The organism is Streptomyces sp. NPDC059897 (assembly GCF_042730865.1).
GTDB lineage: Bacteria > Actinomycetota > Actinomycetes > Streptomycetales > Streptomycetaceae > Streptomyces.
The window spans coordinates 466,849-491,927 of record NZ_JBHWKQ010000001.1 but is presented as its reverse complement, the minus strand read 5'-3'; the positions used below and the strand labels follow the sequence as shown (position 1 = coordinate 491,927).

Genomic DNA, 25,079 nt, shown 5'->3' with positions numbered 1-25,079 from the left:
CCTCAGGCGCGCAGCCCCGGGTGGGCGCGCGGCCTGCTGGGCGGTGTCAACTCCGCCGATTCCACGAAGAGTTCGGGGCGGTCCGCCTGGATCGTGCCGATGTCGTCGAACACACCCTGGAGGTGACCGCGCAGCGCCTCCTCCGCGCGGGCCGCGTCGCGCTCCTCCAGGGCGTCGACCACCGCCCGGTGCTCGTCGATGAGGTGCTCGATACGGCGCGGCAGCGGCAGGCTGAGCCGGCGGGCGCGGTCGAGGTGGGCCTTGGCCGTGGTGACCGTGCGCCACAGGGTGCGGTGGCCGCTGGCCTCCATCAGGCGGCGGTGGAACGCCTCGTCCTGCTCGAAGAACAGGTCGTCGTCCGCCGCCTCGAACGCGGCGCGCTGCGCGTCGAGGATCGCGCGCAGCGCCTCGATGTCCTCGCCGTCGGCCCGCTTCACCGCCTCGCGCAGCGCGGCCAGTTCGAGCGCCTCGCGCATGAACTGGGCCTCCAGGACCGCGTCGACGCTGATCCGTGAGACGAACGTACCGAGCTTCGGGAAGATGTCGACCAGCGACTCCTCGCCGAGCAGGATCAGCGCCTCGCGCACCGGCGTGCGGCTGACGTCGAGCTCCGCGGCGAGCTCGTTCTCCGACAGCGGGGCGCCCGGCGGCAGTTCGAGGGACGTGATGCGGGCGCGGATCGTCGCGTGCACACGTACCCGGTTGGACTCCCGGGGGGTCACGGTCGGGGTCTCCGCCGTGCGCCGTGCCGTCTTCTTGTTTCGTCGCTGCTCGTCCCGCATGCCGCCACCTTCTCACCTCAGCTGCGGAAATTCTTCCATACAAGTTCTTACATACAAGCCTTGTATGTAAGCGATGGCGCGGGTAGAAAGTGACAGGCCCGCTCCCGACCGGAGGTCAACGATGACCAGCCACCCCGTCACCGGCCCCCAGGTGACGACGCCGTCCGGCACCACCCCGCCACCCCGTCCCCGCGGCCGTGGCAAGAACGTCCGCTGGGGCATCGTCGTGCTCTGCTTCGGCGGTCTCGCGGTCAACTACCTCGACCGCTCCACGCTCAGCGTCGCGCTGCCCGCCATGTCCAAGGACCTGCACATCGGCCCGGAGACCCAGGGCTTCGTCCTCAGCGCGTTCTTCCTGACGTACGCGATCTGCCAGCTGCCCGCCGGCGCGCTCCTCGACAAGTACGGCGTGAAGCGGGTCTTCGCGCTCGGCGCGATCTGGTGGTCCCTGGCCACCATCGGTATGGGCCTGGTGCGCGGCGTCGGCTCGCTCGTCGGGGCGCGGATGCTGCTCGGCGCGGGCGAGGCCGGCGGGTATCCGGCGGCTGCCAAGGCCGTCTCGCGCTGGTTCCCGAGGCGCGAACGCACCCTCGCCAACAGCGTGTGGGACAACGGCGCTCGGGTCGGCACCGCCATCGCCCTGCCGCTCGTCACGGCGCTGGTCTCCGCCTTCCACTGGCGGATCGCCTTCGTCGTGTGCGGACTGCTCGGCTTCCTGTGGATCTTCGCCTGGTGGCGGCTCTACCACGAGCCCGCCGACCACCCGAGGCTCAGCGACGAGGAGCGCGAGTACATCGAGGCGGGCGGCGCCCGCGTCGAGGAGACACCCGCCGACCAGGGCGACGCGCCCAAGGTGCGCTGGCGCGACCTGTTCCGGTACCGGACGGTCTGGGGCATGATGCTCGGCTTCTTCTGCCTCAACTACGTCATTTACTTCTTCATCACGTGGTTCCCCAGCTACCTCGTCGACGAGCGCGGCTTCGACCTCCTCTCCCTTGGCTTCTTCGGTACCGTCCCGGGACTCGTCGCCATCGTGGGCTCGCTGCTCGGCGGTTACACGGCCGACCGGCTGTTGCGCAAGGGCTGGTCCATCACCAAGGTCCGCAAGACGTGCCTGATCTCCGGCACCCTGTGCTCGTCGGTCATCGCGCTCGCCGTCGTCGTGCCGACCGCGTCCGGCGCGCTCGCGCTGCTCTCCCTGAGCTACGCCTCGCTGACCTTCTCCACCGCGTCCGTCGCCTCGCTTCCGGCCGATGTCGCGCCCAGCGCGGGGCATGTCGCCTCCCTCGCCGGCATCCAGAACTTCGCCTCGAACGTCGCCGGTGTCCTCGGCCCGATCGTCACCGGCTTCCTGCTGGCGGCCTCCGGTGGCTCGTATCTGGTGCCGCTGCTCGTCTCCGGGGCCCTGTCCGTCGTCGGCGCCCTGACCTACGCGTTCGTCATCAAGCGCGTCGAACCGCTGCCGGTCCGCGCCTGACACCTTCGGCAACACCTTCCGTACGAGAGAAAGGGGCGCCCCGTGGCCACCACCACGCACCGCGCCGCCGTGCTGCACGGGCCCAAGGACCTGCGAGCGGAGGACCGTCCGGTGCCCGAGCCGGGCGCCGGCGAGGTCCTCGTCGCCGTCCGCGCCGTCGGCCTGTGCGGCTCCGATCTGCACTACTACGAGCACGGCGAGAACGGGCCCAACGTGCTGCGGCAGCCGACCGTCCTCGGCCACGAACCCGCTGGGCTGATCGTCGGCCACGGCGCGGGCGCGGGCGACCTGCCCCACGGCACGCCCGTCGCCATCGAGCCGGCCCATCCCTGCGGGCGCTGCGCCCTGTGCCGGGCCGGGCGCTACAACCTGTGCCCGAAGGGCACCTGCTTCGGCTCGCCGCCCACCGACGGCGCGCTCACCGAACACATCGCCGTACCAAGGGACTTCGTGCACCCGCTGCCCGCGGGCATGGACGTGAAGCTGGGCGCGCTCGTCGAGCCCCTCGCGGTCGCCGTGCACGCCGTGCGCCGCGCGGCCGTCGCGCCCGGCGAGCGGGTCCTGGTCACCGGCGCGGGCCCCATCGGTGTGCTCGTCGCCCAGGTCGCCGCCGCCTCCGGGGCGCTCGTGACCGTGTCCGACGTCGCCCCGGCGCGCCGGGAGTTCGCGGCCCGGCTCGGCGCCGAAACCGTCGACGCGACGGCACTCACCCCCGACCCCGACCGGGCGCACGCGCTCGCCGACCCGGAAGGCTACGACACCGTCCTCGACTGCTCCGGCGTCGGACCCGCCCTGGTCTCCGGGATCCGCGCCCTGCGCCCCGGCGGCACCGCCGTCGTCGTCGGCAACCCGAACCGCCCGCTGACCGAACTCCCGCTGGCCTGGATGCAGCGCCAGGAGATGTCCCTGCTCACCTCCTTCCGGTACGCCGCCGGGGACTTCGCGGCCGCCGTGCGGCTCGCGGGCTCCGGACGCGTGCGCCTCGACGGGCTGGTCACCGCCGAGTTCCCGCTGGAGCGGGCGGACGAGGCGCTGCACACCGCGCTCACCGGCCGTACGCAGATGAAGGTGCTCGTCACGCCCGGCGAGGTGGTCGCGTGAGCACACGGCACGGCGCGCAACACCGCGCGCTGCCGCGCATGGCACGCGCCGCGCTGCCGGTCGCGGGCCTCAGACTGCCGCCGCCGACACCCGAGTCCGGCATCGTCCACCTCGGCCTCGGCAACTTCCACCGTGCCCACCAGGCCGTGTACACCGCCGACGCGCTGCGGCACACCGATGGCCCGTGGGGGATCACCGGTGTCTCCACCACGCCCGGAGCCCGGCCCCGACCGGTGATCGAGGGCATGGCCGCGCAGGACGGCCTCTACACCGTGCTCACGCTGCACCGCGACGGCGCCGTCGCCGCGAGTGTGCCCGGTGTGCACCACGCGGGCCTGGTCGCCGACGGTCAGGGCGCGGACGTGGTCGCCGCCATCGGCGCGGCCACCACCCGCATCGTCTCCCTCACGGTCACGGAGAAGGGCTACACCTTCGGCGCCGACGGCCGGCTGGACCTGGACGACCCGCTGATCCGCGCCGACCTCGCGGGCGGCACCCCGCGCACCGCGCTCGGCCTGATCGCGCGCGGTCTGCAACAGCGGCTCCGGGCGGGTGCCCCGCCCGTGACCGTCCTCGGCTGCGACAACCTCATGGAGAACGGGCACCGACTCCGTTCCCTGCTGGGGGAGTTCGTCGCCGAGCTGCCGTCCGGTGAGCGCGAGGACCTCCAGGCGTACGCCGACGCCTCGGTCTCGACACCGAACAGCATGGTCGACCGGATCGCCCCCGCGACCACCGACGAGCACCGGGCCCTGGCCGCCCGCGCGTTCGGCGTCCGCGACACCGTGCCGGTGCCCGCCGAACCGTACAAACTGTGGGTGATGCAGGACGACTTCCGCGCCGGGCGGCCCGCGTGGGAGCAGGCGGGCGCGGTGTTCGCCAAGGACGTGGCGCCGTACGAGCTGATGAAGCTGCGCCTGCTCAACGGCGCCCATTCGCTCCTGGCCTACCTCGGACTGCTGCGCGGCCACGCTTCCATCGACCGGGCCGTGGGCGACGAACTCCTCGGCGGGGCAGTCGAGTTCGCGATGCGCGAGGAGATCCTGCCGACCGTCCCCGAACCCGACGGCATGTCAGGGAACACCTACATCGGTGAACTCCTCGACCGCTTCGCCAACCCGGCACTCGGCCACCGCACGGCCCAGGTCGGCTCCGACGGCTCCCTGAAGATCCCCGTGCGCTGGGCCGGAACGATCACCGAGGCGCTGGCCGCCGGACGCGTGCCACGCCTCCTCGCGCTCGGCTTCGCCGCGTACGTACGGGTGATCACGGCCGACGACGCGTACGACGAGCGGAGCCTCGGCACCGTCCACGACGGCGCCCGCGCCCGCCTCGCCGAACTGGCCTCCCGCGCGAGCGGCCCCGAGGGCAAGGCCCGCCTGCTGCTCGCCGAAGGCGGTTTGCTGCCCCAAGGGGCCGCCCAGCACGAGGAGTTCGCGGACACGGTCGCCGAGTTCGCCCGGATCCTCGACGCGCACGGAGCCGAGGCCGCGCTACGGGCAGCCGCCGCCCGCGACTGACACACCACCCACCGACGCCCCCACGAGAGAACGGCACCGCATGCCCGCCACCATCACCTCCGCCGAGGTCTTCGTCACCTGCCCCGGCCGCAACTACGTCACCCTGAAGATCACCACGTCCGACGGTGTCACCGGCATCGGCGACGCCACCCTCAACGGCCGCGAGCTGTCCGTCGCCTCCTACCTGCGCGACCACGTCTGCCCGACGCTCATCGGCCAGGACCCGGCCCGCATCGAGCACCTGTGGCAGTACCTCTACAAGGGCGCCTACTGGCGGCGCGGCCCGGTCACCATGACCGCCATCGCCGCCGTCGACGTCGCCCTGTGGGACATCAAGGGCAAGGTCGCGAACCTGCCCGTCTACCAGCTGCTCGGCGGCGCCGCCCGCGACGGCGTCACCGTCTACGGGCACGCCAGCGGCAACACCATCCCCGAACTCGTCGACGACGTACGGCGATTCCGCGACAAGGGCTTCCGCGCGGTCCGCGCCCAGGCGGCGGTCCCCGGCCTGGAGCGCGTCTACGGCATGCGCAAGGGCGACGGCGACACCTACGAGCCCGCCGACGGCAGCCTGCCGACCGAGGAGGTCTGGGACACCGGCGCCTACCTGGACTTCGTGCCCGAGTACATGGCCGCCGTCCGCGAGGAATTCGGCTACGGCTTCCACCTGCTGCACGACGTGCACCACCGGCTCAGCCCGATCGAGGCCGGCCGGCTCGGCAAGTCCCTCGAACCGTACCGCCTGTTCTGGATCGAGGACCCGACGCCGGCCGAGGACCAGGAGGCGTTCCGGCTCATCCGGCAGCACACCACGACGCCGCTCGCGGTCGGCGAGATCTTCAACTCGATCTGGGACTGCCAGCACCTGATCACCAACCGGCTGATCGACTACATCCGCGCCTCCGTCTCCCACGCGGGCGGCATCACGCACCTGCGCAGGATCTTCTCGCTCGCGGAACTGTACGGGGTGCGCTCCGGTTCGCACGGCGCGGGCGACCTTTCCCCGGCCTCGTTCGCGGCCGCGCTCCACCTCGACCTGTCGGTCCCGAACTTCGGCATGCAGGAGTACATGGCCCACCTCCCCGGATACGAGGAGGTGTTCCACACGTCCTGGACCTTCGAGGACGGCCTCATGCACCCCGGCGACCGCCCCGGCATCGGCGTCGAGTTCGACGAGAAGGCCGCCGAGCGGTTCCCCTACGAGCGCAAGTACCTGCCGGTGAACCGCCTGAAGGACGGGGGCGTGCACGACTGGTGAGGTCAGTCGGCGCAGTCCTTGGGCGCCGTGCCCGCGTCGGTCAACGGCAGCCCCAGCAGGGCGCGTTCGGTGAGCCAGCGGGTCGGGCGGTGGCGGGGATCGCCGGTGCTCGCGTGCAGGGACCGTTGCAGGTCCAGCATGCGGGCGGCGCCCACGCGGTCGCCCCAGGCCAGCGGGCCGACGGGGTAGCCGAGGCCGAGCGTCACCGCCAGGTCGATGTCCGCCGGTGCGGCGAGGGAGCGCTCGGCGATGGACGCGGCGACCGACACCACCGAGGCGAGCAGGCGCTGGGCCACCGAACCGGCGGTGTCCCGGACGCTTGTCACCGTGTGCTCGCCGCGCGCCAGCACCGCGCGTGCGTCGCGGGCGGCGGCCGGGTCGGCCGCCGGGGTCACCGACAGCACACGCCTACCGGTCGGCACGGACAGCGGGTCCACGCCGAAGGTGCGTGCGGCCGGGAGTTCCTGGGCGGCGACCGCGTCGGCCACGGTGGTGCCCCAGACCGGGACCAGGACGACGGCGTCGGCGGACGGCTTCTCGCCGGTCTCCACGGTGGTGCCGGACGCCGTCAGGGCCTCGCGCAGCGCCGTGTCGTCGCCCGCCACGAACACCGGCCGGTCCGCGTTCCCCGTCATCGGCGCCTCCGTGGCGGTGTCGGGGGCGTCGGGACCGTACGCGTACCAGCCCTGCTTGGTCTTGCGGCCGAGCAGGCCCGCCGTCACCCGGTTCGGCGTGAGGTACGACGGGCGCAGCCGGGGTTCATGGCGGAAGCCCTGCCAGATCGAGTCGATGACCGCCGCCGTGACATCGAGCCCGGTGAGGTCCATCAGCTCGAACGGGCCCATCCGCAGGCCCAGTACGTCGCGCGCGACACGGTCGATGTCCGCAGGGCGCGCCACCGACTCCTCAAGGAGCGCGAGAGCCTCGGTCACGAGACCGCGCCCGGCGTGGTTGACCAGGAATCCTGGTGTGTCGGCCACGGTCACCGCGCGGTGCCCGCAGCCCTCGACGAGCGCGGTGAGCGCGGGGGCGATCTCGGGGCGCGTCGCGGCACCCGGCACCACCTCCACGATCCGCATCAGCGGCACGGGGTTGAAGAAGTGCAGGCCCGCGAGGCGCGTCGGGTCGTCGAGCGTCGCCGCGATCCGCGTCACCGACAAGGAGGACGTGTTGGTGGCGAAGACGGTGGTGGCCGGGAGCGCCCGCTCCAGCTTCCCGAAGACCTCCGCCTTGGTGTCCAGGTCCTCCCGCACGGCCTCGATCACAAGATCCACGTCGGGGCCAGGCGCCCAGGGATCGTCCAGCGGGACGAGGCGTGCCACGGCCGCCTCGCCGTCTTCGGTGCTCATACGGCCCTTGGCGACAGCGCGGTCCAGCATCGACCGCACGAAATCGACCGCCTCCCGCACCGCCTCCGCCCGGACGTCACCCAGCTCGACGGTGTGTCCGGCGCTCGCCGCCCACTGGGCGATGCCGCGGCCCATGGCTCCGGCGCCGACGATCCTGATACGCATTGCGGTGGGGACCTTTCGTAGATACGGGAGGTGTGCAGTGCTGAAGCAGGGGTGTACGGGATGTGTCAGCGGAGGTAGACGCGCCCGGGGTCGACGTCCTCGCGCAGCAGCCGCAGCTCCGCCGCGCTCGGCGGCTCCACCGTCCCGACCTGGTCGGCGACTTGGAGGTCCCAGCCTGTGGCCTCCTTGACCTGCTCGACCGTGACACCGGGGTGCACCGCGGTGAGCCGCAGTTCCTCGCCGATGCCCTCGCGGGCCAGGATGCCGAGTTCGGTGATGACACGGGTGACACCGACGCCGAGCGGCCTGATGCCCTCCGCGAGCGCACGGTCGGGGCCGGGGGTGGTGCAGAAGTCGAGGGTCTCGGTGAAGGAGCGCGGGTTGTGGCGGCGCATCACGACGAAGACCTCACGGGAGTTGGCCATCACCTCGATGCCGCCGCCGGATCCGGGCAGCCGCACCGTCGGGCTCTCCCAGTCGCCGATGACAGAGGTGTTGAGGTTGCCCCAGCGGTCGATCTGCGCGGCGCCGAGGAAGCCGACGTCGATGTGTCCGCCCTGCAGCACGCAGCCGAACAGGGCCGGCATCGAAAGGACCGCCTCGGCGCCCGAGATGAGCACGGCGTCCGCGATGGTCTCCGGCAGGTGCGAGGGGTGCGCGCCGCACACCCCGGACTCGTAGACGACCTCGATCTGCGGGGCGACCGTGAGGTGTGCCAGTTCGGTGGCGAGGGTGGGCAGGCCGATGCCGGCGAACACCGTGCGGCGGGCGGCCAGTTCGCGGGAGGCGACGACGGAGAGCAGCTCCGAAGAGGTGACCGTGTCAGCGGTCTCGGGCGTGGCAGTCATGGTGTTCTGATCCTTCTCGTGTGTCGCGCTCACAGTCGCCGTCCGTAGTTCACCGGTTCGCTGAGCAGCTCGCCGACCGCGAGGCCCGCCCAGAACTCCTCGCCCTGCTTGGCGACGTACTCGGCGTGGTCGGCCGTCCCGTACACCCACTCCGTCAGCCAGTCCTGGAGGCGCTGCGGGTCCTTGCTGATGTGCGACCAGGCACGGTAGAAGGCGTTGTCGCGGTCGTAATAGCCCTGCGCGAACGACGGGTGCGCGCCGCGCGGGCACACCACGACGGCGTCCACGGCATGGGCGGGGACGAGCGTGCGGTTGGGGTCCGAGCGCACCACGTCGTCCTCGACGAGTTCCTCGACCACGACGATCGCCTTGTCGGCCGCGTACACCGCCTCGGCCTGGATGCCGGTGAGGCCCCAGATCTGGGTGTTGCCGCGGCGGTCGGCGCGCTGCGCGTGGATGATCGTGACGTCCGGGTTCACGGGCGGGACGACGTAGATCTGCTCGGGTTCGCCGTCCCGCCCCGGGTAGGGCGAAGTGACCTTCCGCAGCGCGTTGTTGATGCCGGGGAGGTCGCTGCCGCCGTAGGAGCGCAGGGGGAAGAACGGCAGGCGCTGGGAGCCGGCCAGGTAGCGGCAGATCATCCCGTAGTGGCTGTACTCCTCGAAGGCCAGCGGCGCCGGGTCGGCGCGCTCGATCCTGCGGCGCAGCTCACCGAGCGAACCCGCGGAGGAGTTGCCGACGAAGGAGGAGACGAGGCGCGAGACGCAGCCCGCTGCGAGCATCTGGTCCACGACGATGTCCGCCGTCATCCGGACGACCGTGAGGTCCCTGCGCCCCTGCCGGATGATCTCGTGTCCGGCGGCGGTGGGGACGAGGTGCGTGAAGCCCTCGATGCTGACGGTGGCGCCGTCGTGCACGAAGGTGGCGACGGCCTCCTTCATCGACATGACCTTGGGTGACACGGTGCTCCTCCGTGAGTGCGTAGTGGTCGCCCTACCGTGTCAGCGCCTATTGATTGCCGTCCAATACCAAATTAAGGTCGGATCAAGACTCCAGGTTAATGAATCTTCTGATCGATGAATCTCCTGATTGATGAATGGGGGCGGGCTCGTGGAGCTGCGTCATCTCACCGCGTTCACCGCCGTCGCGGAGGAGCTGCACTTCGGCCGGGCCGCCAAGCGGCTGCAGATGGCGCAGCCGCCGCTGAGCCAGCAGATCCGGCAGCTGGAGAAGGAGCTCGGCGTCCAGCTCTTCGAGCGCAACACCCGCTCCGTGCGCCTCACGAGTGCGGGGGAGTCCTTCCTCGAACCCGTACGGACCGTGCTCGACGACCTCGACACGGCGGTGCGGGCCGCGAAGGCGGCCGGGCGCGGGGAGTTCGGCCGGGTCACCATCGGGTTCGCCGGTGCCTCCAGCCACGAGACGCTGCCCCGGCTCACCCGCGCGGTGCGGGCCGCGCACCCGGACATCGAGCTGGTCATGAAGGGCCAGACGTACGCCAATGTGGCCCTGGACCGGGTCGCGGACGGCTCGCTCGACCTGGGCTTCGTACGGCTGCCGGTGACTCAGCCGGGTGTCGCCCACCGGGTCATCGACGAGGAGGAGCTGCTGTGCGCGCTGCCGTCCGACCATCACCTCGCCGCGCTCGACGAGATCCCCATCGGCATCCTCACCGACGAGCCCTTCGTCTCCTTCCCCGCGAACGCCGGGTCCACGGTCCGCGACGCCATGGTCGAGACCTGCGAGGCGGCCGGGTTCAACCCGCGCGTGGTGCAGGAGGCCCCCGACTCGTACACGATCCTCGCGCTCGTCGCGGCGGGTGTCGGTGTCACGCTCACGGTGTCCTCGGTGCGGCACATCCAGCAGACCGGACTGGTCTACCGGCCCCTCGCGGGACCGCGCATCCGGCGCCAGGCGGCCCTCGCCTGGCGGGCCGACAACCCCTCCGCCGCCCTGCGTGCGGTGCTCGCGGTGTGCGAGGAGGCGCTGCCGACTCCCGGGGACGCCGATTGAAACGGCCGGGCAGCGATTGAGACGCCGTCCGTCTTGATGGATCGAAAACTTGGTATTGGACCGACTCAGCGGTCGGGTGCGATGGTCGGCTCACCTCCCTGAGCCGCCCGAAAGGTGTTCCGCCGTGCCCGAACAGGCCGATGTCGTCATCTGCGAACCGCTGCGCACCCCCATCGGACGCTTCGGCGGGGCCTTCGCCGGGCAGACACCGGCGGCGCTCGCCGCGCGCGTCGTCTCCGAGCTCGTCGCCCGCACCGGCATCGACCCGGACCGGGTCGACGAGGTGATCCTCGGGCAGGCCTCCCCCTCGTCCGACGCCCCGGCCATCGGCCGCGTCGCCGCCCTGGACGCCGGCCTACCCGACACGGTCACCGGCGCCCAGATCGACCGGCGCTGCGGCTCCGGACTCCAGGCCGTCCTCGACGCCGCCATGCAGGTCAGGGCCGGGTTCAGCGAGGTCGTCATCGCCGGTGGTGTCGACGTGATGAGCGCCGCCCCGTACTACACGCACGAGGGCCGCTGGGGCATCAAGGGCCCGGGCCTCCAGCTCCACGACTCGCTCGCGCGCGGCCGGGTCACGGCGGGCGGGGTGAACCACCCCGTGCCCGGCGGCATGATCGAGACGGCCGAGAACCTGCGCCGCGAGTACGGCGTCAGCCGCGCCGACCAGGACGCCCTCGCCCTGCGCTCGCAACAGCGCGCCGCCCGCGCCGCCCAGGAGGGCCGCTTCGACGCGGAGACCGTGCCCGTCACCGTACGGGGCCGCAAGGGTGACACCGTCGTGAGCGCCGACGAGCACCCGCGCCCGGACACCACCGCGGAGCAACTCGCCAAGCTGCGGCCCATCATGGCCAAGGCCGACCCCGAGGCCACCGTCACCGCGGGCAACGCCAGCGGCCAGAACGACGCGGCCGCCGCCTGCCTCGTCACCAGCGCCGCCACCGCCGAACGCCTCGGCCTCACGCCGCTGGTCCGCCTCGTCTCCTTCGCCCGCGCCGGAGTGCCCGCGAAGACGATGGGCATCGGCCCCGTCCCTGCGACCCGCGCCGCCCTGGAGCGCGCCGGACTCGCCCTCGCCGACCTCGACCTGATCGAGCTGAACGAGGCGTTCGCCGCCCAAGTCCTCGCCTGCACCCGCGAGTTGGGCCTCGGCGAGAAGGACCACGAGCAGCGCATCAACATCAACGGCTCCGGTGTCTCCCTCGGTCACCCCGTCGGCGCCACCGGCGCCCGGATCCTCGCCACGCTCGCCCGCGAGATGCATCGCAGCGAGGCGCGCTACGGCCTGGAGACCATGTGCATCGGCGGCGGCCAGGGCCTCGCCGCGGTCTTCGAGCGCATCGCCGCGTAACACCCCCTCACCGCACCCCAACTCCCCACGCTTCGCCCGCAGTTCCCCCCGCCCCCATCCGCTTGATCAACGACGTTCACGGAGCGACCCATGAGTGCGTCCACCGCCACCTCACGTGCGGAGACCAGAACCGCCAACAGGGCAGGATTCGGTGCCTTCGTCGGCTCCACCATCGAGTGGTTCGACTTCTACATCTACGGCACCGCGGCGGCGCTCGCCTTCGACAAGGTGTTCTTCCCCGAACTGGACGGCGCCATCGGAACGTTGGTCGCCTTCGCCACCTTCTGGGTCGGCTTCCTCGCCCGCCCCATCGGCGGCATCGTCTTCGGCCACTTCGGCGACCGCCTCGGCCGCAAGAAGACCCTTGTCATCACGCTCCTGATGATGGGCATCTCCACCACCGCGATCGGCCTGCTGCCGAGCTACGCCTCGATCGGTGTCGCCGCGCCGATCCTGTTGGTCTGCATCCGCATGATCCAGGGCATCGGCCTCGGCGGCGAGTGGGGCGGCTCCGTCCTCATCGCCTCCGAGAGCGCACCCAAGGGCAAGTCGGTGCTGTACGGGGCGTTCGCCCAACAGGGCTCGCCCGTCGGCAACACCCTCGCCACGCTGAGCTTCCTCGCGATCAGCCAGCTGCCCGACGACGCCTTCGTGTCCTGGGGCTGGCGGATCCCGTTCCTCGCCTCCGCCGTCCTCGTCCTCGTCGGCCTCCTGGTCCGCCTCAAGGTCGCCGAGTCCCCGGCCATGGCCAAGCTCATCGAGAAGAAGGAAGTGGCCAAGCTGCCGATCACCGAGGTGCTGCGCAGCCACCCCGGCCTGATCGCCCTCGGCATCGGCGCCTGCACCATCGGCCTGTCCGCGACGTACTTCAAGTCGACGTTCGCCCTGTCCTGGGCCACCACGTCGCTCGACTTCGACCGCAGCTCGTTCCTGACGATCATCCTGGTCGCCAACATCACGCAGGTCCTCGTCCAGCCCTTCGGCGCCGTGCTCGCCACCAGGATGAAGAGCTGGTCCCGCGCGGTCACCGTCATGCTGGTGCCCGAACTGGTCCTGCTGCCGGTGATGTTCCTCCTCATCGGCACCAACAACTACGGCCTCGCGATGCTCGGCGTCGCCGTCGCCACCATCCCGCACTGCCTGTACTACGCGGCCCTGGCCGGCATGCTCGCCAGCCGCTTCCCCGCCCACCTGCGCTACACCGGCATCTCCCTGTGCTACCAGCTGTGCGGCACGATCCTCGGCGGCACGACCCCGATCGTCGGCCAGTTCCTCCTCAACCGGACCGGGTCCATCGCCGCGGTCATCGCCTACGCCCTGTTCCAGGTCGCGCTGACGCTGGGCTGCATGCTCCTCCTGCTCAAGCGCCCCAACCACGACGAACTGGCATTTGAAGCCCCGCTTGAGGACGAGAGCCGGCCGGGCCCGGCGCAGAGCCCCGCGACCGCAACCACGAACGGAGCCTGAGCATGCCTCTGACCGTCCATGGCATCCCGGAGATCCTCGGCCTCGCCGGGCGCGACCTCGGGCACTCCGACTGGAAGGAGATCACCCAGGAGCTCATCGACGCGTACGCGTACGTCTCCGGGGACCACCAGTGGATCCACACCGACGTCGAACGCGCCGCCTCCGGCCCGTACGGACGCACCATCGCGCACGGCTACATGGTGCTCAGCTGGGGCATCCCGATGTTCGGCGAGCTGCTCAAGGTCGAGGGCGTGGGCCGGGCCCTCAACTACGGTGTCAACCGGGTGCGTTACCCGGCGCCCGTGCCCGTCGGCAGCCGCGTACGGCTGCACGCCTCCGTCGCCGACGTGACGGAGGTGGCACGGGGCGGGGTGCAGATGACGCGGTCCTTCACCTTCGAACTGGAGGGCTCCGAGAAGCCGGCATGCGTGGCGGAGTCGCTCACGCACTTCTACCCGTAAGCCGGTCGGTGTCTCAGGGCCGGTCCAGTGGGGCCGGCCGCTTCACGGACGAGAGCACCGTGAGCGCCCCGGACTCCGGGGACGCGAGGGACATCCGCTCCAGGACGTCGAGGACGTGGAAGGCGAACTCGCCGGACGCGCGGTGTGGGCCGCCGTCCAGGTGCCGGGCCAGGTCGAGGACGCCGAGGCCGCGGAACGGTCCGCTGGCGGGCGCCTTCGCCGCGGTCACCGCGGGGAGTTCGCTCCACTCGGTGTCACCGCGGCGCTTGACGCGCACCGGCCGGTCGAAGGTGTTGGGGTCCGGCAGCGAGAGTGTGCCGCCGGTGCCGTAGATCTCCAGGTGCGGCAGCTCGGTGTCCCACACGTCGAAGGAGTACATCACCGTCGCCAGCACCCCCGAGTCGAAGCGGAGGATGGAGGTGGCGTGCGTGGGCACCTCGACCGGCACCGACTCGACGGTCCGCTCGGGAGCCGTCACCGCCAGCTCCTTCTCGGCCATCGTGTTCGCGCCCATGACATCGCGCACCGGGCCCAACAGGTTGACCAGGGCGGCCACATGGTACGGACCCCAGTCGAGGACGGGACCGCCGCCCGCCTGGAAGAAGAAGCCGGGGCTCGGGTGCCACGCCTGCACCCGGCTGGAGCGGACGAAGCTGGTCGCGGCGAACGGTGTGCCGATCAGGCCGTCGTCGATCGCGGCGCGCGCCGTCTGCCCGGCCGTGCCGAGGAACGTGTCGGGCGCGCCGCCCAACGTGCGGCCCGTCTCGGTCGCGGTGACGAGGTTGGCGCGCGCGAGCTCGGTGGTCGCGGCCAGCGGCTTCTCGGTGTAGACGTGCTTCCCGGCGCGCAGGGCGGCCTCGTTGAGGGGCGCGTGCACGGCGGGCGGGGTGATGTTGACGACGATCTCCACGCCGTCGTCGGCCAGCAGTTCCTCGGTGGTGCCCGCGGCGGGGATGCCGAACTCGGCGGCGGCCGTGCGGGCCCGCTCCAGGTCCACGTCGGCGACACGGGTGACGGTCAGCTCGGGGATGGTGGCGATGCCGGCGGCGTAGGCCCGGAAGATCGAACCGGTGCCGAGTATGCCGACGTTGACGCTGCGGCTCATGGGGTGTGACGTCCCTTCGGGCGGGGTGGATTCGGGGGACGAGGCCTCCGCCGCGAAGTGCACGATCTTGCGTCAATCAAACACCGGGGGTGAGCGATGTCAAGGGTGTGCGCAGCAACTCATGAGGCCGGGGCGCTCCGCGTGTCACGGCCAAGGCGCCGCTCCATGAGGTCCACCACCCCGTCCGGTGACAGCACATGTTCCACCGCGAGGACCGTGCCACCGACCCGTCCGGCCCGGTCGGCGAGGGTGCTCGGTTCGAGGACGAGTCTGCGGGTGGCCAGCGGGAGTGCCTGGCGGTAGACGACCGAGCGGACCCCGGCGAGCAGTTCGTCGCCTGCCCCCGCGAGGGCGCCGCCGAGGACCACGCGGGCCGGGTTGTAGACGTGCAGCAGGAGGGCCACCACCTCGCCGATCCGCTCGGCGCCCGCACGCACGACGCGCAGTGCCTCGGGGTCGCCGTGCGCCACGAGCCGGGCCAGGTCGCGGGTGCCGCTCAGCTCGGAACCCGGGGCCTGCCCGGCCGCGTTGAGGTGGCGGACCATCACCGCCGCCGAGGCGACCGCCTCCACGCAGCCGCTCTTCCCGCACCGGCACACCACCTTCGAGGCGCCACCGGAGGTGACCGGCAGGTGGCCGATGTCGCCCGCAGCGCCGTCCGCCCCGCGGTGCAGTTCGCCGTCCGCCGAGACCAGGCCGCCGCCGATGCCGGTCGACACCTTCACGAACAGCAGCGGGAGCTGGTCCTCGGGCAGGCTGCGGGCCTCTCCCAGCGCCATCAGGTTCACGTCGTTGTCGACGAGCACCGCGCAACCGAGGCGCTCCGCCAGCACGTCCCCCACGGGGTATCCGTCCCAGCCCGGCATGATCGGCGGCCGGACCGGCGCCCCGGCGGCGTGATCGACGGGCCCCGGCAGGCCCACCACCACCGCGCACAGCGGAACGCTTCCGTCGGCCGCGGCGGCCAGCAGCTCGCGCAGGGCCGCCTCCACCTCGCCGAGCACCGCCTCGGGGCCACGCGCCACATCGACGGCTATGTGCCCTGTGGCCAGCGGATTCTGCGAGAGGTCCGCGACGGCGAGGCGGGCGTCGCGGGCCCCGATGTCCGCCGCGGCCACGAGCCCCGCCCGCGGGTTGAGCGTCAGGAGCTGCGGCGGGCGGCCCCGTCCCGCGCGGGCGGTGCCGCCGCCCTCGGCCACCACCCCGGCCTCGATCAGCGCGTCCAGGTGCCGGGTGACGGTCGAGCGGGCGAGACCCGCGCGTTCCACCAGGTCGGCGCGGTGCACGGCGGTCCCGGACGCGATGAGGCGGGCCAGGGTGGAGTACAGCAGCCCGCCGCCGTCCCGGAACCGCAGGGTGGGCACGGAGAGGCGGGCGCGGGGAAGCGTCGAGGTGGACATGGCTGCACACCGTACGCGCTCCCCGCCATTTATGACTCTCAAGATGCAGTAACTTTCGCTTGTCAGGGCCAAATTGCATGTCCTACGTTCATGAGCGGGACGAGTTGCCTCCGCCGACGCCGTGCACGGCGCCATGTGTGTCACGTACGACATGTGCCACATGTGTCATGTCTGTCATGTCTGTCATGTGTGTCGACGTCGAAAGGAGGGCGGCCTCGATGGCCCCGCCCGCACCCCCCACACCTCGCTCCGCGATCGTCGGCGCAGGCATGATCGCCGAGGTGCACCGCCGCTCGATCCGCACCGCCGGAGGCCGGCTGACCGGTGTGCTCGCCTCCACCCCGGAGCGTTCAGCGCAGGTCGCCGCCGACTGGTCGGTGCCCGGCCAACCCGTCGCCGCCTACGGCGACTTCGGCGACCTCCTCGCGGACGCGGACGCCGACGTCGTGCACATCTGCACCCCCAACCGCACCCACGCCGCGTACGCCGAACGCGCCCTCGCGGCGGGCAAGCACGTGGTGTGCGAGAAGCCCCTGGCGACCTCGGTGGCCGACGCCGAACGCCTGGTCCAGGCGGCCGAGCGGGCCGGAACGGTCGCCGCCGTGCCGTTCGTGTACCGCTACCACCCCCTCGTACGGGAACTGCGCAGCCGCGCCCGAGCCGGTGAGTTCGGCAACTGGCAGCTGCTGCACGGCAGTTACCTCCAGGACTGGATGCTCGACCCCGACGCGGCCGGCTGGCGCGTCGACCCGGGGGCCGGGGGAGAGTCCCGCGCCTTCGCGGACATCGGTTCGCACTGGTGCGACCTCGTCGAATGGGTCACCGGCGAACGCTTCACGGAACTGACCGCGCACCGCACGGTCACCGTCCCCGACCGTCCCGGCACGGGCGCCAAGTCCTTCTCCGGGGCGGCCGGTTCGGGGGAGCGGTCCGCCGTCACCACCGAGGACGCCGCCGCGCTGCTCCTGCGCACCGAGAACGGGGCGCTGGCCTCGACCGTGGTGTCCCAGGTCTCGGCAGGCCGCAAGAACCGCCTCTGGTTCGAACTCGACGGCTCCGCCGGCAGCGCCGTCTTCGACCAGGAGAACCCCGACACCCTCTGGCTCGGCGGCGAGGACTCCTCCCGGATCCTGCACCGCGGCGCGGGACACACCTCTCCCGAGCAGCAACGCCTCAACGTCGTCCCGCCCGGCCACCCGCAGGGCTACGTCGACTGCTTCGCCGCGTTCGTCACCGACGTGTACGCGGCCGTCACCACCGGCGAGGCACCCGAAGGGCTCCCGCTCTTCGCCGACGGGCTGCGCTCCGCCCGCCTCGTCGACGCCTTCCTGACATCGTCCGCCAACGGCACCTGGACAAAGGTGAACTGACCCATGAGTGAACCCCTGAGCGAACCGAACACGAGCCGGATCAAGCTCGGCATGCTCACCGCCTGCCTGCCCTCCTGGGACCTCGACAAGATCGCCGAATACGCGGCGGGCCGCGGCTATCAGGCCCTCGAAGTCGCCGTCTGGCCCGGCACCGGAGGCCGCGACTTCGAGGCCGCCCACCTGCCCGTGGCCACCTTCACGGGCAAGGACGAGGAACGCACCCGCGCCCTCCTCGACCGGCACGGCCTGGAGATCTCCGCGCTCGCCTACTACGAGAACCACCTCCACCCCGACCCCGCCCAGCGCGCCGCCTACGGCACCCACCTCAAGCACGCCATCGACACCGCGCAGCGCCTCGGCATCCCGTACGTGGGCACGTTCATCGGCCGCGACTGGACGAAGCCGGTCGCGGAGAACCTTGCCGAAGCCGAGCGGATCTTCCCGGAGCTGGTGAACTACGCGGGTGAGCGTGGCGTGAAGCTCATCATCGAGAACTGCGTGATGGAGGGCTGGCACCCCGACGGCTACCCCGGCAACCTCGCCTACTCCCCGGAACTTTGGGAGTGGATGTTCGACCTGGGCCTGTACCTCAACTGGGATCCCTCGCACCTCACCTGGATCGGCATCGACCCGGTCGAGACCATCGCGCCGTACGCGGACCGGATCGTGCACGCCCAGGCCAAGGACGTCGAGCTGCGCCCGCACGACCGGCAGCGCTACGGCCACTTCGGGCCCGCCCGCGACCGGTCGAAGAACGCCTGGGACATGGGCTGGTGGCGCTACCGCGTCCCCGGGCGCGGGCAGGTCGACTGGGGCACGGTCCTCGACCGGCTCTACGAGCACGGCTTCACCGGCACGCTCTCCGTCGAGCACGAGGACCCTGTCTGGGGCGGCACCCCGGAAAAGGTCGTCCAGGGCCTCGACATCGCCCACAGCACGCTCCGCCCGCTCATCGTCGACTGACCGGAGGACCGACACACCATGGCCACCACCCCTCAGCCCACCGGCACCCTCGCCGTGCAACTGTTCAGCCTCCGGGAGGACTTGGAGAAGGACCGCGCCGGCACCCTCGCCCGCCTCGCCGGCCTCGGCTACCGGCATGTCGAGCCCTTTGGCTTCGGCGACTGGCGCGCTTCCGCGGAGGACCGCCTGGCGAAGGCGCGTGCGCTCCGTGCGGACCTGGACGCGGCGGGCCTCTCCGTCTGCTCGCTGCACGCCTCGATCGCCGCCGACGGCCTCGCCACCCTCGCCGATGAGTGCCGCATCCTCGGCACCGACACCGTCTTCATCCCGATCCCCGGGCTCGTCGAGGGCTTCGACGGCGGGGACCACTTCGGCCGCGACGTGTTCGGGGACCTGGACACCCTGACCCGGTTCGCCGCCCGCGTCGACGAGGCCGCCACCGAACTCGCCGGGCACGGCATCCGGCTCGGGTACCACAACCACGAGCTGGAGTGGACGACGCTGCCCGACGGCCGCAGCGGCTACGACGTGTTCTGGCGGCTGACCGGCGCGCAGGTGCTCGCCGAACTCGACGTCTACTGGGCGACCGTCGCGGGACAGGACCCGGCGGCGGTGCTGCGCGCCCTCGGCGGCCGTGTGGTGGCCGCGCACCTCAAGGACGGCAAGGCGGTCCGCCAGGAGCCCCAGACCCCGATCGGCACCGGCGACGTCGACGTCCCCGCCGCGATCGCGGCGGGCGGCCCCACCCTGGCCTGGCACATCGCCGAGATCGACACCACGGAGCTGGACCGCTTCGACCTCCTGTCCCGCAACAGGGACGCGCTTCTGGACCTGGGCCGCACGACGGCCTGACGGCTCCCCACCGCGTGCCCTGCGCGCGCTCCGCCGGACGGGACACCGACCCCACACGCCAGTCCGCGGTGTCCCGGCCCCGGCGCCCCCCCCATTGGCCCAGGCTCGCAAGGAGGCGAACCATGGGATCCACCCCGCACGGCCCCGAGACCGCAAGATCCGCCCCGGCGGACGACAGCACGCCCGTCGCCGCACCCGCAATCCCGCCGCCTACCCGCAAGGCCTCGCCCCGGCTGCTCGTCTTCCTGGCCATCGCCCAGGCCGGCCTCTATCTCGCACTGCTCACGCCCGTCTACGTCAGCCTCACCCTGAAGCTGCAGACGCTCACCGTCGACGGCGACGCCATCACCGCCCTGGCGACCGTCTCCTCGGTCGGCGCGGTCGGCGCCTTCCTCGCCAACCCGATCTTCGGCCGGATCAGCGACCTCACCACGGGCCGATTCGGGCGGCGCCGCCCCTGGCTGGTGGCGGGCGCCGCCGGACTCACCTGCTGCCTGCTGGTGATCGCCCTGGCCCCCAACGTGGCCACCGTCGCCGTGGCCTGGTTCTGCGCCCAGGTGTGCGCCAACGCCGCCCTCGCCGCCTACCTGGCCTCGGTCGCCGACCAGGTGCCGAGCCGCCAGCGCGGCAAGGTCTCAGGACTCATCGGCCTGATGCAGAACGCCGGCGTGCTGGGCGCCGCGTACGCGGGTCAACTCCTCGGCAGGGACATGCTGTTGCTGTTCATGGTGCCGGGCCTCGTGGGCCTCGCCGCCATGATCCTGTACGCCGTGATGCTCCCGGACGTCCCGCTGCGCGAGCGCCCGCCGACCGACGGCGGCTGGCGCACGGCGGTCAAGACGTTCTGGGTGAACCCGCGCCAACACCCCGACTTCGGCTGGGCGTTCGCCTCCCGCTTCATGGTGATCCTGGCGTCGTACATGTTCACCACGTTCCGGCTCCTGTACCTGGAGCACCAACTCGACCTGTCCGCGAGCGAGGCCACCGGCGCGATGGCCACCGGCATCCTCGTCTACACGGTCGCCCTGATGGTGGCCTCGCAGACCGCGGGCTGGCTGTCCGACAAGACGGGCCGCCGCAAGGTGTTCGTGGGTGGTGCCACCCTGCTCTTCGGCATCGGCACGTACATGCTGGTGCACGTGGACTCCGTGGGCGCCTTCTACTGGGCGGAACTGGTGCTCGGCCTCGGCTACGGCATGTACATCGGCGTCGACATCGCCCTGGTGATGGACGTGCTGCCCGACCCGGACAACGCGGCGAAGGACCTCGGTGTCTTCAACGTCGCCAATGCCGGCCCCCAGGCCCTCGCCCCGGGCCTCGCCGGATTCCTCGTCACCACGGTCGGCGGCGACAGCTACGCCACGATGCTGCATGTGGCGGCGGCGATCTGCGTGGTGGGCGCGCTGGTGGTGATACCCATCAAGAAGGTCCGCTGACGGACGGCGCAGGGGCGTGGCACGCATCGCGCGTCACGCCCCCCGCTTCGCGCCCCGGGAATCTAGGAGCGGGGCGTCACCTTGTCCTCGGCCGTCCCGCCCTGGGCGTCGCCCTGGTCGCCGGACACGGCCTCGCCGAGCACCGCCAGCAGTCGCTGCTGGCTCACCACGCCGGTCAGTACCTCGTCCTCGACGACGGCGACGGGCTCGATGGTCCGCCGGGCGAACGGCGCGAACAGGTCGGCGAGCGGGGTGTCGGGGCCGACGCGGGCGGGTGCGTTCGCGAGGAGTTCGGTGTCGGTGAGGTCCGGGCGCCCCGTCCTCTCGCGCAGCGCGTCGGGGGACTCGATGACGGCGCCGGCGGTCAGGACCCGCGAACGGTCCACGTCCTGGATGAAGTTGGCGACGTAGTCGTCCGCCGGACGGATCAGGATGTCCTCAGGGGTGCCGTTCTGCACGATGCGGCCGTCGCGCATGACGGCTATTCGGTCGCCCAGACGCATCGCCTCGTTGAGGTCGTGCGTGATGAAGACGATGGTCTTCCTGAGCTTCTTCTGCAGCACCAGCAGCTGGTCCTGCATGTCGCGCCGGATCAGCGGGTCGAGGGCGCTGAACGACTCGTCCATCAGCAGCAGTTCGGCGTCCGTGGCCAGCGCACGGGCCAGGCCGACCCGCTGCTGCATGCCACCGGACAGTTCGTCGGGGAAGGACTTCTCCCAGCCCCCGAGGCCGGTCAGTTCGAGTGCCTCCGTCGCCCGCCGCTCGCGCTCCTCGCGCGGCACACCCTGCACCGCGAGGCCGTAGGCCGCGTTCTCGAGCACGCTGCGGTGCGGGAACAAGGCGAAGTGCTGGAACACCATGCTGATCTTGTGGGAGCGCACCGCCCGAAGCTCCTTCGCGGGCAGCGCCGTCAGGTCCTGGCCGTCGAACTTCACATGACCCGAGGTCGGCTCCGACAGGCCGTTGAGCATCCGCAGCAGCGTCGACTTCCCCGAGCCGGACAGGCCCATGACGACGAAGATCTTGCCGGACTCCACCGAGAACGAGGCGTCGATCACGCCCGCGACGGTCCCTTCGGACCGCAGCTCCTCGCGGTCGGCCCCGGTGCGCAGCCGCTCGACCGCTTCTTCCTGTCGCCTGCCGAACACCTTGTAAAGGTTCTCGGCCTCAAGTCTCACCGACACATGGACCTCGATCTCTTCGACCCGGGAAAGATTGCCGTACCAAGCAACGTCCGTCGGCCGTGGCACCTGCCCCCGGGCTCGGCGGGGCAAACACCTTCGGCGGCCCTCAGGTCCCCGTGGGGGCGTAGAAGTCCGGGCGCTTCGGGATGCCCGTGGCGACGACCCGGCCCGAGGCGCGGGACTCGACGGCGGCGCCGGTGATGACGGTGGCGGCGTAGCCGTCCCAGGCGGACGGGCCCGTGGGCGCGCGGCCCGCCGTCAGGTTCGCCACCCATTCGCGGAACTCGGTGTCGAAGGCGTCGGCGAACCGGCCCGTCCAGTCCGGCAGGATCGCCGTACTGTGCGCGCCCGCCGTCCGCACGCCGACCGCCGCCGGGTCGGGCAGCCGCACGAGCCCCTCCTCGCCGACCGCCTCGCACTGGATGTCGTAGCCGTAGCGGCAGTTGACGAAGACCTCCAGGTCGATGCGGACGCCCTTCGCCGTCTCGAACAGCATGAACTGCGGGTCGACGAGGTGCGGGAGCTTGTGCGTTGTCGAGCGCGGGACGATGACCTGCGCGGAGACGATCTCGTCGTCCAGGAGCCAGCGCAGTACGTCGATCTCGTGCACCGCCGTGTCGTGTGCGGCCATGTCGGAGGTGTACGACTCCACGGACGACGCGTTGCGGTGCGCGCAGTGCACCATCAGCGGGGTGCCGATCCGGCCCGCGTCGATGACCTCCTTCAGTTGCCGGTAGCCCTGGTCGAAGCGGCGCATGAAGCCCACCTGGACCAGCCGGCCGCCGTGCGCCCGCTCCGCCTCGACGATCTTCAGACAGTCCTCGGGGGTGGTGGCGAGCGGCTTCTCGCAGAACACGGGCTTGCCCGCGGCGACGGCCGCCAGGACGTGCTCGGCGTGGGTCGGCCCCCACGAGGTGACGAGCACCGCGTCGACGTCTTCGGCGGCGATCAGCGAGGCACCGTCCGCGTGCACCCGCGCGCCCGGGTACCGGGCCGCCTCGGCGGCGCGTTCCGCGTCGATGTCGGTCACCGCCGTGACCCGGGCGCCGACGATGACATCGGTGAGCCGGCGGATGTGCTCCCGGCCGATCCAGCCGGCCCCGATGACACCTATGCGCACGGTCTTCTCCTCAGACGTCACCGTTCACCTCGCGGAGCTTCTCCTCGACCTCTGCCGCGGTGGGCATGGCGTCCGAGCAGGCCAGCCGGCCCGCCACCAGTGCGCCCGCCGCGTTGGCGAACGACACCGTCCGCGCCACGTCCCACCCCGAAAGGAGGCCGTGGCACAGCGCCCCGCCGAACGCGTCACCCGCGCCGAGCCCGTTGACCACGTCCACGGGCGCCGGGGGCAGCTCGGCGACCGCGCCGTCGCGGCTCACGGCGAGCACACCCTTGGGGCCCTGCTTCACGACGGCCAGCTCAACTCCCGCCGCCAGCATGGCGTTTGCCGCCGCGTGCGGCTCCCGCTCGCCGGTCGCGATCTCGCACTCGTCGAGATTGCCGACGGCGACCGTGGTGTGGGCGAGCGCCTCGCGGTAGCAGGCGCGCGCCTCCTCGTGGTCCGCCGAGTCGGTGTCCTTCCAGAACATCGGCCGCCAGTCCAGGTCGAAGACCGTCGTCCCCCGCTTGGCCCGGTGCCGCAGCGCAGCGAGCGTCGCCGACCGCGAGGGCTCCTCGCACAGCCCGGTCCCCGTCACCCAGAAAATCCGCGCCGAGGCCACCGCGTCCAGGTCGAGTTCGTCGGTGCGGATGTCCAGGTCCGGCGCCTTCGGCAGGCGGTAGAAGTACAGCGGGAAGTCGTCCGGCGGGAAGATCTCGCAGAACGTCACCGGCGTCGGCGCGATGTCGGACGTGCCGACGAACGAGGCGTCGACCCCATAGCCCGCCAGCGCGGTGCGCACGTACTCGCCGAAGGGATCGGCCCCGGTCTTCGTGATCACCGACGTACGCCGCCCGTAGCGGGCAGCGGCGACCGCGACGTTCGTCGGGCTGCCGCCGAGGTACTTCCCGAACGTCGACACCTCCGCAAGCCCCACACCCGTCTGGAGCGGATACACGTCCACTCCGACGCGGCCCATGGTCAACACATCGAACGGCATCTCGGCTGGCGTCCCTTCGCTCCGGGCTCATGGCGCGCTCTCGGGCCCTTCTGACGGATCCTGCTGGAGTCGCGGGGCCTGGCACCCGGGCCCAGCCTGACCCGTCAGAAGGACACTGGCCCGAGTACGATCGTCCTTGTTCAAATGTCCTGTCAATGGGTGGTCGGCCGCTCGGGCCGGCTCCACACGCCCCAGAAAGGCCGACCGGTGACCGCGAACGTTCCCGCCGACCCGACCGCGCTGCACCCGATGCCCGGGCAGCCGCGGGTCGTGCTCCTCAAACCCCTGGTCACGTCCCCGCTCATCGAGGTCGGCGAGTTCTCCTACTACGACGACCCGGACGACCCGACCGCCTTCGAGACCCGCAACGTGCTGTACCACTACGGGCCGGAGAAGCTGGTCATCGGGAAGTTCTGCGCGCTGGGGGAGGGGGTGCGCTTCGTCATGAACGGCGCCAACCACCGGATGGACGGCCCCTCCACGTTCCCGTTCCCGATCATGGGCGGCTCCTGGAGCGAGCACTTCGACCTCATCACCGGGCTGCCGGGGCGCGGTGACACCGTGGTCGGCAACGACGTGTGGTTCGGGTACGGCGCGATGGTGATGCCCGGCGTGCGCATCGGGCACGGGGCGGTGATCGCCTCGGGCGCCGTGGTCGTCGACGATGTGCCCGACTACGGCATCGTCGGGGGCAACCCGGCCCGCGTCATCCGTCGCAGGTACAGCGACGCCGACATCGAGCGGCTGCTTCAAGTGGCGTGGTGGGACTGGCCGTTGGAGCACATCACCGCGCACGTACGGGCCATCATGTCGGGCAGCGTCGACGACCTGGAGCGGGCCGCCCCGACGGAGTGAGGCGGCCCGCCGGGCGCAGGGTC

22 protein-coding genes are annotated in these 25,079 nt (G+C 71.6%); 13 read left to right on the top strand and 9 right to left on the bottom strand.

Annotated features, from left to right (window positions below; all coding sequences use genetic code 11):
• Positions 1-2: 2 nt before the first annotated feature.
• Positions 3-782 carry a GntR family transcriptional regulator gene (locus ACFV9W_RS02360; RefSeq protein ID WP_385754674.1) on the bottom strand — a complete coding sequence of 260 codons (780 nt, stop codon included), beginning with the start codon at positions 780-782 and terminating at the stop codon, positions 3-5.
• 121 nt (positions 783-903) lie between these two features.
• Between ACFV9W_RS02360 and ACFV9W_RS02355 the strand changes: the two genes are divergently transcribed.
• From ACFV9W_RS02355 to manD, 4 genes are read left to right on the top strand one after another with little or no spacing between them, the layout of a single operon-like run.
• A complete protein-coding gene (locus ACFV9W_RS02355; RefSeq protein ID WP_385754671.1) occupies positions 904-2,259 on the top strand; it encodes an MFS transporter in 1,356 nt (451 codons plus the stop codon).
• Between the two features lie 42 nt (positions 2,260-2,301).
• Positions 2,302-3,360: an NAD(P)-dependent alcohol dehydrogenase gene (locus tag ACFV9W_RS02350; protein WP_385754670.1), complete on the top strand. Its 1,059-nt coding sequence runs from the start codon at positions 2,302-2,304 to the stop codon at positions 3,358-3,360.
• On the top strand, positions 3,357-4,880 hold the full coding sequence (locus ACFV9W_RS02345; RefSeq protein WP_385754667.1) for a mannitol dehydrogenase family protein: 1,524 nt from the start codon (positions 3,357-3,359) through the stop codon (positions 4,878-4,880). The genes ACFV9W_RS02350 and ACFV9W_RS02345 overlap by 4 nt, the downstream gene beginning before the upstream one ends.
• A 40-nt stretch (positions 4,881-4,920) precedes the next feature.
• Complete coding sequence (gene manD / locus ACFV9W_RS02340) at positions 4,921-6,138, top strand: D-mannonate dehydratase ManD (RefSeq protein ID WP_385754664.1); 1,218 nt, start codon at positions 4,921-4,923, stop codon at positions 6,136-6,138.
• A gap of 2 nt (positions 6,139-6,140) precedes the next feature.
• Here manD and ACFV9W_RS02335 read toward each other — a convergent pair whose 3' ends face one another.
• The 3 genes from ACFV9W_RS02335 to ACFV9W_RS02325 form a co-directional block, all read right to left on the bottom strand.
• On the bottom strand, positions 6,141-7,652 hold the full coding sequence (locus ACFV9W_RS02335; RefSeq protein ID WP_385754661.1) for a 3-hydroxyacyl-CoA dehydrogenase: 1,512 nt from the start codon (positions 7,650-7,652) through the stop codon (positions 6,141-6,143).
• 65 nt (positions 7,653-7,717) lie between these two features.
• Positions 7,718-8,500 carry a CoA-transferase subunit beta gene (locus tag ACFV9W_RS02330; RefSeq protein WP_385754658.1) on the bottom strand — a complete coding sequence of 261 codons (783 nt, stop codon included), beginning with the start codon at positions 8,498-8,500 and terminating at the stop codon, positions 7,718-7,720.
• A gap of 29 nt (positions 8,501-8,529) precedes the next feature.
• Positions 8,530-9,447: a CoA transferase subunit A gene (locus tag ACFV9W_RS02325; RefSeq protein WP_385754906.1), complete on the bottom strand. Its 918-nt coding sequence runs from the start codon at positions 9,445-9,447 to the stop codon at positions 8,530-8,532.
• 163 nt (positions 9,448-9,610) lie between these two features.
• Between ACFV9W_RS02325 and ACFV9W_RS02320 the strand changes: the two genes are divergently transcribed.
• The 4 genes from ACFV9W_RS02320 to ACFV9W_RS02305 all read left to right on the top strand — a co-directional run bounded on the left by ACFV9W_RS02320 (position 9,611) and on the right by ACFV9W_RS02305 (position 13,792).
• Positions 9,611-10,513 (top strand): LysR family transcriptional regulator, encoded by a 903-nt coding sequence (locus ACFV9W_RS02320; protein WP_385754656.1) that lies wholly within the window; start codon positions 9,611-9,613, stop codon positions 10,511-10,513.
• A gap of 124 nt (positions 10,514-10,637) precedes the next feature.
• Complete coding sequence (locus ACFV9W_RS02315; protein WP_385754653.1) at positions 10,638-11,864, top strand: acetyl-CoA C-acetyltransferase; 1,227 nt, start codon at positions 10,638-10,640, stop codon at positions 11,862-11,864.
• A 90-nt stretch (positions 11,865-11,954) separates the two neighbouring features.
• Entirely contained in the window at positions 11,955-13,331 is a 1,377-nt protein-coding gene (locus tag ACFV9W_RS02310; protein WP_385754650.1) for an MFS transporter, read from the top strand.
• Between the two features lie 2 nt (positions 13,332-13,333).
• A complete protein-coding gene (locus ACFV9W_RS02305; RefSeq protein ID WP_385754648.1) occupies positions 13,334-13,792 on the top strand; it encodes a MaoC family dehydratase in 459 nt (152 codons plus the stop codon).
• Between the two features lie 13 nt (positions 13,793-13,805).
• Here ACFV9W_RS02305 and ACFV9W_RS02300 read toward each other — a convergent pair whose 3' ends face one another.
• The gene (locus ACFV9W_RS02300; RefSeq protein WP_385754645.1) at positions 13,806-14,897 is read right to left on the bottom strand and encodes a Gfo/Idh/MocA family protein; all 1,092 of its coding nucleotides are present in this window, start codon (positions 14,895-14,897) and stop codon (positions 13,806-13,808) included.
• Between the two features lie 119 nt (positions 14,898-15,016).
• Positions 15,017-16,297 (bottom strand): ROK family protein, encoded by a 1,281-nt coding sequence (locus tag ACFV9W_RS02295; RefSeq protein WP_385754643.1) that lies wholly within the window; start codon positions 16,295-16,297, stop codon positions 15,017-15,019.
• Positions 16,298-16,515: 218 nt separating this feature from the next.
• On the opposite strand from ACFV9W_RS02295, the gene ACFV9W_RS02290 reads away from it, so the two are divergent.
• From ACFV9W_RS02290 to ACFV9W_RS02275, 4 genes are all read left to right on the top strand, one after another.
• Positions 16,516-17,667 (top strand): Gfo/Idh/MocA family protein, encoded by a 1,152-nt coding sequence (locus ACFV9W_RS02290; protein ID WP_385754641.1) that lies wholly within the window; start codon positions 16,516-16,518, stop codon positions 17,665-17,667.
• Positions 17,668-17,670: 3 nt separating this feature from the next.
• Positions 17,671-18,630 (top strand): sugar phosphate isomerase/epimerase family protein, encoded by a 960-nt coding sequence (locus ACFV9W_RS02285; protein ID WP_385754638.1) that lies wholly within the window; start codon positions 17,671-17,673, stop codon positions 18,628-18,630.
• An 18-nt stretch (positions 18,631-18,648) separates the two neighbouring features.
• On the top strand, positions 18,649-19,482 hold the full coding sequence (locus ACFV9W_RS02280; RefSeq protein WP_385754635.1) for a sugar phosphate isomerase/epimerase family protein: 834 nt from the start codon (positions 18,649-18,651) through the stop codon (positions 19,480-19,482).
• 122 nt (positions 19,483-19,604) lie between these two features.
• Positions 19,605-20,918 carry an MFS transporter gene (locus ACFV9W_RS02275; protein WP_385754632.1) on the top strand — a complete coding sequence of 438 codons (1,314 nt, stop codon included), beginning with the start codon at positions 19,605-19,607 and terminating at the stop codon, positions 20,916-20,918.
• Between the two features lie 62 nt (positions 20,919-20,980).
• Here ACFV9W_RS02275 and ACFV9W_RS02270 read toward each other — a convergent pair whose 3' ends face one another.
• The 3 genes from ACFV9W_RS02270 to iolC all read right to left on the bottom strand — a co-directional run bounded on the left by ACFV9W_RS02270 (position 20,981) and on the right by iolC (position 24,201).
• Positions 20,981-22,102, bottom strand: coding sequence for a glycine betaine/L-proline ABC transporter ATP-binding protein (locus ACFV9W_RS02270; protein ID WP_385754630.1), 1,122 nt, complete (start codon positions 22,100-22,102; stop codon positions 20,981-20,983).
• A gap of 106 nt (positions 22,103-22,208) precedes the next feature.
• Positions 22,209-23,243, bottom strand: coding sequence for a Gfo/Idh/MocA family protein (locus ACFV9W_RS02265; protein ID WP_385754627.1), 1,035 nt, complete (start codon positions 23,241-23,243; stop codon positions 22,209-22,211).
• Complete coding sequence (iolC, locus tag ACFV9W_RS02260) at positions 23,233-24,201, bottom strand: 5-dehydro-2-deoxygluconokinase (protein WP_385754624.1); 969 nt, start codon at positions 24,199-24,201, stop codon at positions 23,233-23,235. The genes ACFV9W_RS02265 and iolC overlap by 11 nt, the downstream gene beginning before the upstream one ends.
• Positions 24,202-24,450: 249 nt before the next feature.
• Here iolC and ACFV9W_RS02255 point away from each other — a divergent pair, with 249 nt between their 5' ends.
• Positions 24,451-25,056 (top strand): CatB-related O-acetyltransferase, encoded by a 606-nt coding sequence (locus ACFV9W_RS02255; RefSeq protein WP_385754905.1) that lies wholly within the window; start codon positions 24,451-24,453, stop codon positions 25,054-25,056.
• Positions 25,057-25,079: the final 23 nt, after the last annotated feature.